Raw genomic sequence first — 14,787 nt, forward strand, 5'->3', positions numbered from 1 at the left:
ACCGGTGCTGTGCCACGGTGGCGATCGGCTGGCTGCCGATCGACCCGTCGTCACGTCCGAAAGCCGCCTCCCTTCGTGTCACCCCGGGGTCCTGCGAGGACCTGAGGAGGGGTGATGAACCGGCCGGACGCCGAACGCGATCTGACCCTGCTGCGCCGCGCCATCGCGCTCGCGCTCAACTCTCCCCTGCCGGACCCGAATCCACGCGTCGGCGCGGTCCTGGTCTCTCCCGACGGCATCGTCGTCGGTGAGGGGTGGCACCACGGCGCGGGTACCCCGCACGCCGAGATCGAGGCCCTCCGGGTGGCGGGCGATGCCGCACGTGGGGCCACTGCCTACGTCTCGCTCGAACCGTGCAACCACACCGGGCGCACCGGCCCCTGCGCGGTGGCACTGGCCGAGGCGGGGGTGGCCCGGGTGGTCTTCGCCCAGCCCGATCCCAACCCCACGGCCGCCGGCGGCGGGGACACCCTGCGCGAGGCCGGCATCGAGGTCGCCGGCGGACTGCTGGCGACCGAAGCAGAGGCGGTCAACCGGATCTGGACGCGCGCGCTGCGCCTCGGCCGGCCCTACGTCACGTGGAAGGTCGCTGCGACCCTGGACGGACGGACGTCCGCGGCCGACGGCAGCTCCCAGTGGATCACCTCACCCGACGCCCGTGCGGATGTGCACAGGCTGCGGGCGCTGTGCGATGCCATCGTCGTCGGGACCGGCACCGCGCTCGCCGACGACCCGCGGCTGACGGTCCGGGACTCCCAGGGGACCCCAGCTCCGCGTCAGCCACTGCGGGTCGTCCTGGGCGACCGCCCCGTCCCCGCGCACGCACAGCTGCGCTCGAGCGAGGCGCAGACGCTGTTCCTGACCGGCCACGACCCGGCTGCGGCCCTCGCCGAGCTCCACCGGGCCGGCATCCGGCACGTGTGGCTGGAAGGTGGCGCCACACTGGCGGCAGCCTTCCTCCGTGACGGGCTGGTCGACGAGGTGGTCGCCTACCTCGCACCGGCGCTGCTGGGCGCGGGGCGCCCGATGATCGGCGACCTCGGTATCGGCACCCTGGCCGATGCCCTGCACCTCGACCTGGTCGACGTGACCCGCGTCGGCCCCGACGTACGAATGATCCTGGCTCCGGCCGGGAGGGAGGCCTGACATGTTCACCGGCATTGTCGAGGAGATCGGCGAGGTCGTCGACGTACGACCTGGGGAGGCCAGCGCGGTGTTCCGCATCCGCGGCCCGCAGGTCGTGTCGGATGCGCACCACGGCGACTCGATCTGCGTCAACGGGGTCTGTCTCACCGTGACCGGCCTCGAGGACGACACCTTCTTCGTCGACGTGATGGCCGAGTCCCTCGACCGTTCCGACCTGGGCTCGCTGCGACCGGGATCCGCGGTGAACCTCGAACGCGCGATGTCGCCCGGTGGACGGCTCGGGGGCCACATTGTCCAGGGGCACGTCGACGGGACCGGGACGCTACGGGCGCGGACCCCGGGGACACCTGGGAGGTACTGGAGTTCAGCCTGCCCTCCGACCTGTCCCGCTACCTCGTCGAGAAGGGGTCGGTGACCGTCGACGGCGTGTCGCTCACCGTCGTGGCGGTCCGTCCCGAGGCGTTCACGGTGTCCCTGATCCCGACCACGCTCAGCGACACGACCCTCGGCGTCCTACCGATCGGCGCCACCGTCAATCTCGAGGTCGACGTGATCGGCAAATACGTGGCGACCTACCTGGACCGGATCGGGACCGGGTGGGCGCACCAGAATGGAGGAGACCATGAGTGAGTTGCCGGTGGGGTTCAGCCCCATCGAACGGGCGCTCGAGGAGCTGCGGCAAGGCCGCCCCGTCCTCGTGCTGGACGACGAGGACCGCGAGAACGAGGGTGACGTCATCCTGTCCGCGCAGACCCTCACCGAGGAGTGGCTCGGCTGGACGATCCGGCACTCGTCGGGCTACCTCTGCGCGCCGATGACCAAGGCCCGTGCCGACGCCCTCGAACTGCCCCTGATGGTCTCCCGCAACACCGATCCGCTCCGTACGGCCTACACGGTCTCCTGTGACGCCGCCGAGGGTGTCACCACCGGCATCTCGGCCCATGACCGGACCCGTACGCTGCGTGTGCTCGCCGACCCGGGCTCGCAGCCGGGGTCGCTGATCCGCCCCGGCCACATCCTCCCGCTGCGCGCACGTGATGGCGGTGTCCTGGAACGGCGCGGCCACACGGAGGCCGCCGTCGACCTGTGCCGGCTCGCCGGGCTGGAACCCGTCGGCGCCATCGGCGAACTGGTCCACGACGACGGCTCGATGATGCGTACGCCCGACGTCCTCGCCCTGGGCGAGGCCGAGGGACTCGCGGTGATCACCATCGCCGAACTGGCCAGCTGGCGCCAGACTCACGACCGGGTCCGGCGGGACGCCGTCACCCGGCTGCCCACCCAGCACGGCGAGTTCCGCGTCGTCGGCTACCTGGACCTGCAGACCGGGGCGGAACACCTCGCCCTGATCAGCCCCCAGGGCCTACGTGGGCGCGACGGCAGCGAGCCTGCCGTCCGGGTGCACTCCGAATGTCTCACCGGTGACGTGTTCGGGTCGCTGCGCTGTGACTGCGGTCCCCAACTCGAGCAGTCTCTCGAGACCGTGGCCCGACGCGGCGGCGCAGTGGTCTACCTGCGCGGCCACGAGGGGCGCGGCGTCGGCCTGCTCGCGAAGCTGCAGGCCTACCACCTCCAGGACGCGGGGTGGGACACCGTCGATGCCCAGACCGAGCTCGGCCTGCCGGTCGACGACCGCGAGTACGGCGCCGCGGCAGCGATCCTCCACGACCTGGGCGTCACCCGGCTCGAACTGATGACGAACAACCCCGACAAGGTGCGCGCCCTGCGGACCGCCGGGATCGAGGTGACGAGCGTCGCCCCGTCGTGGACCGCCCCCACCCCCGACAACGAGTTCTACCTGCGCACCAAGCGCGACCGCATGGGACACCACATCCTGCTCGACGGCGTCCCGCACTCCCTCGCCACCCCCCAGGAGGTCTGACATGGCCGGTTTCGGCTCCCCGCACATCACCGCTGACGGCTCGGGCCGGCGCGTGGCCGTCGTCGGCGCCCAGTGGTATCCCGAGGTGACCGACCAGATGGTCGTCCGGGCCACCGCCGCTCTGCAGGAGCACGGGGTGAGCCAGGTGACGGTGGTCCGGGTCCCCGGCACCTTCGAGTTGCCCGTCGCCTGCCGCCGGCTCGCGGACCGGTTCGACGCGCTGGTCGCGCTGGGTGTCGTGGTCCGTGGCGGGACACCGCACTTCGACTACGTCTGCGAGGCGGCGACGATGGGCCTGACCCAGGTGGCGGTCGACACCGGCGTCCCCATCGGCTTCGGCGTGCTCACCTGTGACGACGAGCAGCAGGCCCTGGATCGGGCCGGCCTACCCACGTCGAAGGAGGACAAGGGCTACGAGGCCGGCATGGCCGTGCTCGCCACCCTGGACGCCCTCGACGCCGTCCCGTCCGCCTGACCCGAATCGGGTCAGCGGGCTGTCGCGGCCAACTGGCCGCACGCACCGTCAATCTCACGGCCTCGGGTGTCCCGGATCGTCACCGGGACCCCGTGCGCCTCGAGGCGGCGGACGAACTCGTGCTCGTCCTGGCGCCGCGACGCGGTCCACTTCGATCCCGGTGTCGGGTTCAGCGGGATCAGGTTGACGTGGAACCAGCCCCAGTCGCCCCGTTTCCTGAGCAGCCGGGCGAGCCTGTCGGCCCGGTCCGCCTGGTCGTTGATGTCACGGATCAGGGCGTACTCGATGGAGACGCGCCGCTTGGTGGCCTTGGCATAGCGCCAGGCGGCGTCGACGGCCTCGTCGACCTTCCAGCGGTTGTTGATCGGGACGAGGTCGTCGCGGAGTTCGTCATCGGGGGCATGCAGCGACAGGGCCAGCGTGATCGGCAGCCCCTCGGCCGCCAGCTTGTCGATCCCGGGGACCAGACCGACCGTCGACACGGTGATCCCCCGGGCACTCATCCCCAGCCCGTCGGGCTGGTCGGCCAGCAGCGTACGGATCGCCCGGATCACCGTGGCGTAGTTCGCCAGCGGCTCGCCCATCCCCATGAAGACGATGTTGTTGACCCGGCCGGTGGCACCCGGGACGGTGCCGGCGGCGAGCCTGGCATTGGCATCGACGATCTGCGCAACGATCTCGGCGGCGCTCAGGTTGCGCTGGAGTCCGCCCTGGCCCGTGGCGCAGAAGGGGCAGGCCATGCCACAGCCGGCCTGGGACGATACGCAGACGGTGGTGCGAGCCGCTGACCCGCCGGATGCCGGGTAGTGCATCAGCACGGACTCCACCATCGAACCGTCATGCAGCTTCCACAGGGTCTTCACGGTGGTGCCGGCATCGGCGGTGAGGGAGCGGACCTCCTCCAGCAGCGGAGGGAACAGCGCGTCCGCGATCTCCTGACGTCGGCCCGCGGGGATGTCAGTCCAGTCGGCCGGGTCCGCCGTCGAGTGCACGAACCAGTGGCGCGACAGCTGCTGGGCGCGGAACGTCGGCAGGCCCAGGGCGGCCACCGCCTCCTTGCGCTCCTGCACGCCGAGGTCGGCCCAGTGCACCGGTGGCTTGCCGCGCCGTGGGGCGGTGAACACGAGTTGGGGGTGCGTACGCGGCCCCTCGACGACAGAGGACTCGGGTCGTTCAGAGGTCACGTTCAAGCTCCGGGGATGAGGAAATGCATGAGGATCCAGGCGGTCGGGGCGGACAGGAGCATCGCATCGATGCGATCGGTGGCTCCTCCGTGCCCTGGGAGGAAGTCGCCCATGTCCTTGATGCCGAGGTCGCGCTTCACCAACGACTCGACCAGATCCCCCAGGATAGCCGCGCCGACAAGGATCACCCCGACGAGCATGCCGATCCACCACGAGCTGCCCAGGACCAGGTGCCCGACCAAGGCCCCGAAGGCCGTCCCGAGCAGGACGGAACCGGCGAAACCCTCCCAGGTCTTCTTCGGACTGATGGTGGGCGCCATCGGGTGGCGTCCGAACAGCACACCGAAGACGTAGCCCCCGGTGTCGGAGCAGATCACCGTGCCGAGCCAGAGGAGGACCCGCGCGGCACCTCGTCCCTCCCCCACCAGCAGGCTGACGAAGGCTCCCATCAGCGGCAGGTAGGCGATGATCAACATGCTGGCCGCGGTGTCCTTGACGAACCCCTTGGCGCCCTTGGGCAGCCGGACGAGGAAGGCGGCCAGGACGGTCGCACCGAGGCAGGCCAGCAGGAAGGTGGCAGCGTCGCCGACGGTCAACTGCGAGACGAGGTACGAGCCGGCCATCATCGCCACCAGGCCGACCTCGATCGGCACGATCGCCGAGGTCATGCCCACCTTGCGCAGGGCTTGGTGCACCTCGACGGCGGCCATCCCGATCAGGGTGTCGCCAGGATGACGAAGCCCGGCAGCCACCAGAGCAGGCTCGCGATGAGGATCCCCGCCAGGACGACCCCCACCGAGATGGCGGCGGGGAGGTTCCGCCCGGCCCGGCCCGATCCGCGGCGCGTCGGCTGCTGCCGCGGACCGGGCCCGGCGGAGCCTTCCGGTGACCCGGTGGGCGACAAGGTCAGACCTCGAGGAGTTCGGCCTCTTTGGCCTTCAGCAGCTCGTCGATCAGGTCGGTGTACTTCTTCGTCGTCCGATCCAGCTCGGCCTCGGCGCGCTTGCCCTCGTCCTCGCCGATCTCCTTGTCCTTGACCAGCTTGTCGATGGCCTCCTTGGCCGCCCGGCGTGAGGTCCGTACGGACACCTTGGCGTCCTCGGCCTTGGACTTGGCGAGCTTGGTGTACTCCTTGCGACGCTCGGCGGTCAGCTCGGGCAGTACGCAGCGGATCGAGACGCCGTCGTTGGACGGGTTGACCCCCAGATCGGAGTCCCTGATCGCCTTCTCCACCGCGTTGATGGCGCTGCGGTCGTAGGGCGTGATGAGGATCATCCGCGCTTCGGGAACGTTGAAGGAGGCCAGCTGCTGCAGCGGGGTGGGCGTGCCGTAGTACTCAGCGGAGAGCTTGTTGAACATCGCAGGATGGGCCCGGCCGGTCCGGATGGCAGCGAACTCCTCCTTGGCGAACTCGACTGCATGGTCCATCTTGGACTTCGCTTCGGTGGTGATGTCGCCGATCACGAGGGTTCCTTTCTCAGCGTGCGGCGGGCTGCCGCGGGTCAGTGGCGGCCGGCCCGCGTGAGCGGGGACGGCCGAGCCGCAGGAGTACCGGATGGCTGCGGCCGGACCAGTCTTTCAGACCGTCCGCCGCCATGGGCGACGCCGCGCGTCACTTGTGGACTACAGTACCGATCTGCTCGCCCTTCACGACGCGCATGATGTTGCCCTCAGTGTTGAGGTTGAAGAAGATCATCGGCAGATCGTTGTCCCGGGCCAGGCTGATAGCGGCTGCGTCGGCGACCTTGAGGTCGCGCGCGAGGTACTCGTCGTACGTCAGCGTGTCGAACTTCTGGGCCTCGGGGTTCGTCTTCGGGTCGCAGTCGTAGACGCCGTCGACACCCATCTTGCCCATCAGCAGGGCATCGACGTGCATCTCCAGGCCGCGCTGCGCGGCCACCGTGTCGGTGGAGAAGTAGGGCATGCCGGAGCCCGCGCCGAAGATGACGACGCGCCCCTTCTCCATGTGCCGGTCCGCACGCCGCGGGATGTAGGGCTCGGCGACCTGGCGCATCTCGATCGCTGTCTGCACCCGGGTCGGGACGCCGGCCTGCTCACAGAAGTCCTGCAGGGCCAGGCAGTTCATCACGGTGCCGAGCATGCCCATGTAGTCGGCCCGCTCACGTTCCATGCCGGCCTGGTAGAGCTCGACGCCGCGGAAGAAGTTCCCGCCGCCCACCACCACACACACCTGCACACCCGATTGCACGACCTCGGCGATCTGATGGGCGATGGAATCGACGACCCGAGGGTCGACCCCGACCTTGCCACCCCCGAAGGCCTCACCGGACAGCTTCAGCAGGATGCGGTGGTACGAACTCATGGAGATCTCCTGTGGGAATGCGTCGGATGTGGGACTGCGGTACGTAGCCTACGGGGCAGCTGACCTGAGCCTGAGCGACGACGTGCGCCACGGGGATACCCCCGTGGCGCACGTCATGGTCGGATCAGGCGCCGGCTTCGAACCGGACGAAACGGCTGACCGTGAGGCCCGCCTTCTCCAGCATCTTGCCGACGGTCTCCTTGGTGTCCGAGACCTCGGACACCTGCTCCAGCAGGACGATGTCCTTGAAGAAGCCGTTGACGCGGCCCTCAACGATCCTCGGGATCGCCTTCTCGGGCTTGCCCTCCTCCTTGGCGATCTCCTCGGCGATGGCGCGCTCCTTGTCGACCTCCTCGGCCGGGACCTCGTCGCGGGTGAGGAAGCGAGGGTTCATCACCGCGATCTGCATCGAGGTGCGGTGCGCCGTGCCCTCGTCGTCACCCTCGAACTCGATCATCACGCCGACCTGCGGGGGCAGGTCGGAGGAACGACGGTGCATGTAGACGTTGGTCTTGCCGTCGAAGAATGCGACGTTCTTGAGCTCGAGCTTCTCGCCGATCTTGGCGGCCAGCGACTGGATGGCCTCGTCGACAGTGCTGCCGTCGGGGAGCTTGACCGCCTTGGCGGTCTCCAGGTCGGTCGCCTTGGCGGCCTCGACGGCCTCGACGATGGTGTCGGCAAGAGCGATGAACTCTTCGTTCTTGGCGACGAAGTCCGTCTCGGAACCGAGCTGGACGAGGGCACCGCCCTTGTTGGCGACCAGACCGTTGGAGGCCTCGCGATCGGCGCGCTTCGCGGTCTTGGCCTGGCCGGCGACACGGAGGATCTCGACGGCCTTCTCGAAGTCGCCGTCAGCCTCGGTGAGGGCCTTCTTGGCGTCCATCATGCCGGCGCCGGTGGCGTCGCGGAGCTTCTTGACGTCTGCTGCAGTGATTGCCATCTGTTCCTTGGTCCTTCTGCGATTGTGCGGGTGGGATCACTCGTTGTCGGTGGCGGGTGCCTCGGTGGCCGGGGCAGCCTGCGGCGCGTCAGCCTCGGGGGCCGGGGCAGCCTCCGGCGCCGCAGCCTCGGTCACCGGCGTCTCGGCGGCCGGCGTCTCGGCAGCCGGGGCGGCCTCGGCCTTGGCGGCCTCCTGGTTACCGGCGTTGAGCAGCTCCTTCTCCCACTCGGCCATCGGCTCGGCGGCCTCGGTGGAGGTGGCCTCGCCGGCGGAACGCGACATCAGGCCATCGGCCACGGCGTCGGCGATCACGCGGGTGAGCAGGGAGACGGACCGGATGGAGTCGTCGTTGCCCGGGATGGCGTAGTCGACCTCGTCGGGATCGCAGTTGGTGTCGAGGATCGCCACGATCGGGATCCGCAGCTTGCGGGCCTCGTCGACGCCGAGGTGCTCCTTCTTGGTGTCCACGATCCACACGGCCTGCGGGGTGCGGACCATGTCCCGGATGCCACCGAGGTCCTTGACCAGCTTGTCCTTCTCGCGCGACAGGCCGAGGAGCTCCTTCTTGGTGAGGCCGGAGCCCTGCACCTTCTCGAAGTCCATCGCCTCCAGCTCCTTCATGCGGGCGATCCGCTTGGAGATGGTCTGGAAGTTGGTGAGCATGCCACCGAGCCAGCGCTGGTTCACGTAGGGCATCCCGACGCGAGTCGCCTGCTGGGCGATGGCTTCCTGGGCCTGCTTCTTGGTGCCGACGAACAGGATCTGACCGCCGCGCGAGACGGTCTCCTTGACGAAGGCGTACGCCTTGTCGATGTACTTGAGCGACTGCTGCAGGTCGATGATGTAGATCCCGTTGCGCTCGTTGAAGATGAAGCGCTTCATCTTCGGGTTCCAGCGGCGGGTCTGGTGCCCGAAGTGGACACCGTTCTCGAGCAGCTCACGGGCAGTCACGACGGCCATGGCCGTTCCTCCTTGCGGCGCGCGTACGCGCCCACGGTTCGTCCGGTGCCGGCTTTCGGCACCGCCTGATGCAGTCACGTCCTCCACCCCGAAGGGACCGTACGGGACGCCCGGTTCACCCGCGCCGAGGCGCGGCTCCCACCGGTGGGACTGCATGCGAAGTCACCCCGAATGGTTCGAGGTGCTGGGAGCAGTCTAGGGCGGCCCCGGGAACGATGCCAGTTGACCCCCGTCCGGTGCCGTATCGGAGGAGCCGAAGGCCTCCGATACGGACATCGGCGCGACGCAGATCCGGCTCCCGGAGGACACGAACTGATCGGCCGTGCCCCGCCGGGCGATTCTCCACAGTAGACCGAGGTCCTGGTGAGCTGTCCACAGGCCGCGATGTCGGGGCTCATCGCGGGGCCTGGAGTCCCAGTCTGCGAGGGTGAGACGACTCCCCTTCTGCCACCTGATCACGTCGCTGCTCTGCACCGTCCTCGTCGGAGCCGGACTGAGCCTACGGGTCACCACCGAGGCGTCCGCCCTGCCTATGGCCGCCGGCCCGGAGGGCGTGTCGGCCGCGGTCCTCCCCGTCCCGGGACCCGTGTTGAACGGGTTCTCCCCTCCCGCCGATCCGTGGCTCACCGGCCACCGCGGCGTCGACCTGGCCGCCGCAGCCGGCGCACCGGTGCTCGCCGCCGCGGCCGGCACGGTGACATACGCCTCCGCCCTCGCGGGCAGGGGTGTCGTGGTGGTGGACCACGGCGCCGTGCGTACGACGTATGAGCCGGTGGAGCCTCGCGTCCAGGTCGGGCAGCAGGTCGCCCCCGGCGATGTCCTCGGGGTACTCCAGGCTGGACACGCCAGCTGTGCCCCGGCCAGTTGCCTGCACTGGGGGGCGCGACGCGGCGACGCCTATCTCGACCCCCTGCTGCTGCCGGCCGTGGCCCAGGGACCGCCGGTCCGCCTGGTCGGGTCAGAAGAGGTCACGGCCGCCCGCCGGGATGCGGGGACGCGGATGACAGCGGGCATCCTGCCCTCCGGGGGCGGGAGCGGCCCGGGAGGATGGATCGACCCTGTGCCCGGCCCCGTCACCTCCCCGTTCGGGCTTCGGGTGCATCCGGTGACAGGGATCCGCAAGCTTCACGACGGCGTCGACCACGGTGCTCCCTGTGGGACGCCGATCAGAGCTCCGCTCGCCGGCACCGTGACCGAGGTCGTCCGCCACCCCGCGTACGGCTGGCGGATCCGTATCGATCACGGCCTCGTGGACGGGCATCATCTGGTGACCTCGATGAACCATGCCGAAGGCTATTCGGTACTGGCCGGCAGTGGGGTCCAGCGCGGCCAGGTGCTCGGCACCGTCGGGTCGACCGGCTGGTCGACCGGCTGCCACCTCCACCTGATGGCCTGGGAGGACGGCATGCTCATCGACCCGTCCCGACTCGAATGACTCCACCGGCTTCAGGCACGCGGATGGGCCTGGCGGAACGCCGCCTGCAATCGGTCCGCCGTCACGTGCGTGTAGATCTGCGTCGTCGCCAGCGAGGCGTGCCCGAGCATCTCCTGGACGGTGCGCAGATCGGCACCCCCCTCCAGCAGATGCGTCGCCATCGCGTGGCGCAGACCGTGTGGGCCGAGGTCCGGGGCTCCGGTCACCAGCCCGAGGTGGCGGTGGACAAGCCGGCGGACGACCCGGGGATCGATTCGGGCACCGCGTGCCCCGAGGAAGAGCGCCTGCCCGCTCGACGGCGTGCTGACCTCCGGGCGGCGGGCCATCCATGCGGTCACCGCCATCAGGGCCGGGCGGCCGACCGGGACCACCCGCTCCTTGTCCCCCTTGCCGAGCACCCGCACCAACTGCCTGTCCGCATCCACGGAGGAGGTGTCCAGACCGCACAACTCCGAGACCCGCAGTCCCGAGGCGTACAACAACTCGAGGATGGCGACGTCTCGCACACCGAGTGGACCCGCCTGCTCAGCTGCACGCAACCTCGCCTCATCCATCAGGGCGGCGGCCTGTGACTGGTCCAGTGTGGCCGGCAGCGGACGGGCGGCCCTCGGCGAGGCCAGCCGCAGGCTTGGATCGACGGCCACCAGGCCATCGCGGCGAGCCCAGGCGAAGAAGCTACGGATGGCCGAGGCCCGCCGTCCGAGGGTGGCCCGTGACGCGCCATCCCTCTGCTGGGCGCCCAGCCAACCCCGAAGGTCGGTGATGGTCACGTCCTCGAGGCGCAGGGTGCCCTGCCGGGCCAGATGGTCGGACAACTCCGTGACGTCTCCGACATAGGCCCGCACCGTGTGCGGTGAGACGTTCCTCTCCCCCTCGAGATGGCGGCGATAGGCCGCCAGGACCTGGCGGACCTCGTCCGGCAGCTCGCCACCTCCGCTCATGCAGCAACTGTTCGCCGCCCCGCCCTCTGGTGCAAGTCAGCCACGCCGTCAGTCCTAGAGTGGGACCGCCAGACCTCACACCATCCCCTCCCAGAGACAGGACGCAGCAATGACGAGCCTCAGCGAGCTCACCACCGGCGGGACGATCCGCCCCATCACCCGCTGGGGTACGCCGGTGATGCACGCCCCCACCAGCCCGGTCGTCGACTTCGACGATGAGCTGCGCACCCTCGTCCGCGACATGTTCGCCACCATGGAGGCGGCCCAGGGTGTCGGGCTCGCCGCCACCCAGGTGGGGGTGAGTCTGGCCGTGTTCGTCTACGACTGCCCGGACGCCGACAATCACTCCCAAGTCGGGGTCGTCTGCAATCCGGTCGTCGAACTGCCCGAGGGCCGTGACCGCACCCTGGAATCCGCGGACGAGGGCTGCCTTTCCCTTCCGGGTGGCTATGCGCCGCTGGCGCGGACCGACCACTCGGTCTGCCGCGGCCAGGACGTCGACGGCAATCCGATCGAGGTGCACGGCACGGGTCTACTGGCCCGCTGTCTGCAACACGAGACGGACCACCTCAACGGGATGGTCTTCGGCGACCGGCTCTCCACCCGTGTCCGCAAGAAGCTCTACCAGTCGCACGAGGCCTTGGCCCACCTCTACCCGGAGGACTGGCCGGTGACGCCCAAGAAGACGTCGGCCTGAGGATCAGGCACCAGCAGCCGCGGGTCCGGAGGGGTCGGCCATCCTCCCCGCGGGGCCCAGGGCATAACACGCCACGGCCGATGCAGCGGCCACATTGAGGGAGTCGATCCCGTGCCCCATCGGGATCCTGACCACGATGTCCGCCTGCTCGATCCAGCGACGCGACAGACCGTCCCCCTCGGTGCCGAGAAGGATGGCCACCTTCCGGTCCGGCGACAGCTCCTGGGCGACGTCCGGCAGGGGACGCGAGTCGTCGCTCAGGGCCATCGCCAGCGTCAGGAAGCCGGCCTCCTGCAGCGTCGGGACGGCATCGGCCCAGGAGTCGACCCGTGCCCAGGGCAAGGAGAACACCGCCCCCATCGACACCTTGATCGACCTCCGGTAGAGCGGATCGGCCGCACGGGGCGCCAGCAGGCAGCCGTCCCACCCCATCCCGGCGGCCGACCGAAGGATGGCACCGACATTGGTGTGGTCGACGATGTCCTCGCACACGACGAGACGCTGCAGCCCGAGCAGATCCGCCATCACCCGGCCCGTCCCCCGGTGCAGCGAGGCGAGGGCGCCGCGGTGCACGTGGAAGCCGGTGATCTCCTCGGCCATCGCCTCGGACACCACATAGATCGGCACGTCGGGATGTTCGGCGAGGGCATCCGCCAGCGACTCGATCCAGCGCGGCGCGAGCAGGAAGGAGCGAGGCGGATAACCGCCCTCGAGGGCGCGCCGGATCACCTTCTCCCCCTCGGCGATGAAGAGGCCGTGTTCGGCCTCCAGTGAACGCCGCAGTGAGACGTCGCGCAGGCGGACGTAGTCCGCGACGCGCTCGTCATCGGGGTCGGTGATCGTCACAAGGTTCAGGGCTGGGCTCGACATCGGTCCCAGTCTGCCCCTTCGGCCACGCCGCCCCGACGCGGATCGACGGGGCGGACGACGTCCGTACGCCGTGGACGACCCGCCAGGTTCGTCAGGCCCGTCGCGGCCGCAGGATCATCCAGAACGCGGCGACCGCCACGACGGCGCCGATCGGTGCGAGCCACCAGGCGGCCGGGGCGATGGCGGCGACGACAGCGCCGATGGCGCAGCCGCCCGCGGCGGCCAGGGCGCGACGATCCCGTTGCAGCAGCTCGATCATCAGGGACAGCACGACGCCGGTCAGCCACAGCGCCCAGATGTTCTGGCCGAACCAGTCCTGCAGGTGCATCGACATCAGCGGGCCCTCGCGGTGAAGCGGCCCTGGCTCATGATGAGTCGCAGCGGCAGGTCGAACGTCTCGCTCATCAGGGGTTCGGTGAGCACCTCGCGGGCCGGCCCGGACGCCACGATGTGTCCCTTCTTGAGCAGCATCGCGTGAGTGATGCCCTGGGGATCTCCTCCACGTGATGGGTCACCATCACGCTGGCCGGCGCCGAGGCGTCGTTCGCGAGGTGACCGAGGAGGGTGACGAGCTTCTCCCGGCCGCCCAGGTCGAGGCCGGACGCGGGTTCGTCGAGCAGCAGCAACTCCGGGTCGACCATCAGGCCCCGGGCGATCTCGACACGCTTGCGCTCCCCCGAGCTGAGGGTGCCGAACGTACGGTCGCGCAGGCCCAGCATGCCGAAGCGGTCGAGCAGGGCATCGGCCCGCTCGTGGTCGAAGTTCTCGTACTCCTCGTTCCAGCGTCCGACAACGGCGTAGGCCGCGGACACCACCAGGTCGTGCACGGTCTCGCCCCGCGGCACCCGCTCCTGGAAGGTCTGGGACACCAGGCCGATGCGGGGGCGCAGGTCGAAGACGTTGACCGCCCCGAGGACCTCGTCGAGCACTCCGGCCATGCCGGTGGTCGGGTACAGGTCTCCGGTGAGGAGGCGCAGCAGGGTGGTCTTGCCGGCGCCGTTGGGGCCGAGCACCACCCAGCGGTCGGACTCCCCGACCTGCCAATTGATGCCCTCGAGCAGCGTCGTACTGCCCCGCCTCACGCTCACATCGACCAGATCCACCACAGCGACCATGCCCCCGAACCTACATGGCCGGAGCCCCTCCCGCGCACCCGGCTCACCGCGGATCGTGACGTACGGTGGAGGCCGTGACCCTGCTCGCCTCGATCCGCCTGGTGACCATGCTCAACGTCCTGCGCCACGGTGCCGACCCGGGGTCGAGCGGCCCGAGCTGCCGAGCCCCGAGGTGGCGGCACGGATGGTGCAGGGCCCCGACGCCGCCCACCACGTCAGCGATCCCGATGCCCTGCTGGGCCTGTCCGATGAGGGATCGAGCGCCCTCGACGAGGCCCTGGCGGCAGCACTGGCGCATCAGCCGGGAGACTGGATCCTCGCGCTCCCCCGCCCCGGGCGACTCGGCCCGCTGCGCGGTCCGCTGCCGCTGACCCGGGCGGCACTCGAGGCGGAGGCGGCGGTGCTGCCGCGCGCGGGCGGGGCCGCCTGGATCCCGGCCCGGGTGGGACCCGCGATCCAATGGCGCCTGGTGCGCGCGGATCGTCCGTTCCCTCCGGTGTCCTCGGCTGAGGCGGAGCACGCGCTCACCGAGGCGGTGCGCGCCGCCACCGGAGAACTGGACCGGCTGGGGATGGTCTCCGGTCGCCGACCGGGCGGCGAGGGACTGGAGCTTCCGCCGTCCTACCCGGCCCGGCAACGCGCCTCCGCGGCCCGGGCCGTGCGGCTGGCCGAGGCGTGCACCGTCGGCCTCGCCGACGAGTCGGGCCTGCTGCACGCCCACGCGATGGAGATCCGGGCGCGGGCCCTGCGCACCCTGCTCAACGCGGCGCTGGACAGCCTCGAGGCGTCCTGTGCCTGGCAGGCCGACTGACGCGTCGA

At 70.1% G+C, this 14,787-nt stretch carries 14 protein-coding genes and 3 pseudogenes; 7 read left to right on the forward strand and 10 right to left on the reverse strand.

Annotation, left to right across the window (positions count from 1 at the left end; translation table 11 throughout):
* Positions 1 to 114 precede the first annotated feature (114 nt).
* From ribD to ribH, 4 genes and pseudogenes are all read left to right on the forward strand, one after another.
* Entirely contained in the window at positions 115 to 1,146 is a 1,032-nt protein-coding gene (gene ribD / locus Rai3103_RS16435) for a bifunctional diaminohydroxyphosphoribosylaminopyrimidine deaminase/5-amino-6-(5-phosphoribosylamino)uracil reductase RibD (protein ID WP_153573471.1), read from the forward strand.
* 1 nt (position 1,147) lies between these two features.
* A pseudogene (locus Rai3103_RS16440) lies at positions 1,148 to 1,776 on the forward strand (riboflavin synthase).
* Positions 1,769 to 3,028, forward strand: coding sequence for a 3,4-dihydroxy-2-butanone-4-phosphate synthase (ribB, locus tag Rai3103_RS16445; RefSeq protein ID WP_228489007.1), 1,260 nt, complete (start codon positions 1,769 to 1,771; stop codon positions 3,026 to 3,028). The pseudogene Rai3103_RS16440 and the gene ribB overlap by 8 nt, the downstream one beginning before the upstream one ends.
* Before the next feature lies 1 nt (position 3,029).
* Positions 3,030 to 3,503 (forward strand): 6,7-dimethyl-8-ribityllumazine synthase, encoded by a 474-nt coding sequence (ribH, locus tag Rai3103_RS16450; protein WP_153573473.1) that lies wholly within the window; start codon positions 3,030 to 3,032, stop codon positions 3,501 to 3,503.
* An 11-nt stretch (positions 3,504 to 3,514) separates the two neighbouring features.
* Here ribH and rlmN read toward each other — a convergent pair whose 3' ends face one another.
* The 6 genes and pseudogenes from rlmN to rpsB all read right to left on the reverse strand — a co-directional run bounded on the left by rlmN (position 3,515) and on the right by rpsB (position 8,910).
* Complete coding sequence (rlmN, locus tag Rai3103_RS16455; protein WP_422396015.1) at positions 3,515 to 4,687, reverse strand: dual-specificity RNA methyltransferase RlmN; 1,173 nt, start codon at positions 4,685 to 4,687, stop codon at positions 3,515 to 3,517.
* Positions 4,688 to 4,689: 2 nt separating this feature from the next.
* Positions 4,690 to 5,591: pseudogene (locus tag Rai3103_RS16460) on the reverse strand (phosphatidate cytidylyltransferase).
* A gap of 2 nt (positions 5,592 to 5,593) precedes the next feature.
* A complete protein-coding gene (gene frr / locus Rai3103_RS16465; protein ID WP_194793366.1) occupies positions 5,594 to 6,148 on the reverse strand; it encodes a ribosome recycling factor in 555 nt (184 codons plus the stop codon).
* A 151-nt stretch (positions 6,149 to 6,299) separates the two neighbouring features.
* Positions 6,300 to 7,010, reverse strand: coding sequence for a UMP kinase (gene pyrH, locus Rai3103_RS16470; protein ID WP_153573476.1), 711 nt, complete (start codon positions 7,008 to 7,010; stop codon positions 6,300 to 6,302).
* A gap of 124 nt (positions 7,011 to 7,134) precedes the next feature.
* Entirely contained in the window at positions 7,135 to 7,950 is an 816-nt protein-coding gene (gene tsf, locus Rai3103_RS16475; RefSeq protein ID WP_153573477.1) for a translation elongation factor Ts, read from the reverse strand.
* A 36-nt stretch (positions 7,951 to 7,986) separates the two neighbouring features.
* On the reverse strand, positions 7,987 to 8,910 hold the full coding sequence (gene rpsB / locus Rai3103_RS16480) for a 30S ribosomal protein S2 (RefSeq protein WP_153573478.1): 924 nt from the start codon (positions 8,908 to 8,910) through the stop codon (positions 7,987 to 7,989).
* Between the two features lie 427 nt (positions 8,911 to 9,337).
* Between rpsB and Rai3103_RS16485 the strand changes: the two genes are divergently transcribed.
* Positions 9,338 to 10,345, forward strand: coding sequence for a M23 family metallopeptidase (locus Rai3103_RS16485; RefSeq protein WP_153573479.1), 1,008 nt, complete (start codon positions 9,338 to 9,340; stop codon positions 10,343 to 10,345).
* A gap of 11 nt (positions 10,346 to 10,356) precedes the next feature.
* On the opposite strand, the gene Rai3103_RS16490 is transcribed toward Rai3103_RS16485, so the two are convergent.
* Positions 10,357 to 11,286: a tyrosine recombinase XerC gene (locus Rai3103_RS16490; protein ID WP_153573480.1), complete on the reverse strand. Its 930-nt coding sequence runs from the start codon at positions 11,284 to 11,286 to the stop codon at positions 10,357 to 10,359.
* Positions 11,287 to 11,395: 109 nt separating this feature from the next.
* On the opposite strand from Rai3103_RS16490, the gene def reads away from it, so the two are divergent.
* Positions 11,396 to 11,983, forward strand: coding sequence for a peptide deformylase (def, locus tag Rai3103_RS16495; protein ID WP_153573481.1), 588 nt, complete (start codon positions 11,396 to 11,398; stop codon positions 11,981 to 11,983).
* Positions 11,984 to 11,986: 3 nt separating this feature from the next.
* Here def and Rai3103_RS16500 read toward each other — a convergent pair whose 3' ends face one another.
* The 3 genes and pseudogenes from Rai3103_RS16500 to Rai3103_RS16510 form a co-directional block, all read right to left on the reverse strand.
* The gene (locus Rai3103_RS16500; RefSeq protein WP_153573482.1) at positions 11,987 to 12,853 is read right to left on the reverse strand and encodes a TrmH family RNA methyltransferase; all 867 of its coding nucleotides are present in this window, start codon (positions 12,851 to 12,853) and stop codon (positions 11,987 to 11,989) included.
* 91 nt (positions 12,854 to 12,944) lie between these two features.
* Complete coding sequence (locus Rai3103_RS16505; RefSeq protein WP_153573483.1) at positions 12,945 to 13,187, reverse strand: hypothetical protein; 243 nt, start codon at positions 13,185 to 13,187, stop codon at positions 12,945 to 12,947.
* Positions 13,187 to 13,968, reverse strand: a pseudogene (locus Rai3103_RS16510) (ABC transporter ATP-binding protein). Before Rai3103_RS16510 ends, Rai3103_RS16505 begins: the two are co-directional and overlap by 1 nt.
* A 184-nt stretch (positions 13,969 to 14,152) precedes the next feature.
* Here Rai3103_RS16510 and Rai3103_RS16515 point away from each other — a divergent pair.
* Entirely contained in the window at positions 14,153 to 14,779 is a 627-nt protein-coding gene (locus Rai3103_RS16515; protein ID WP_153573484.1) for a hypothetical protein, read from the forward strand.
* Positions 14,780 to 14,787 lie beyond the last annotated feature (8 nt).

This window comes from Raineyella fluvialis (assembly GCF_009646095.1).
Lineage (GTDB): Bacteria > Actinomycetota > Actinomycetes > Propionibacteriales > Propionibacteriaceae > Raineyella > Raineyella fluvialis.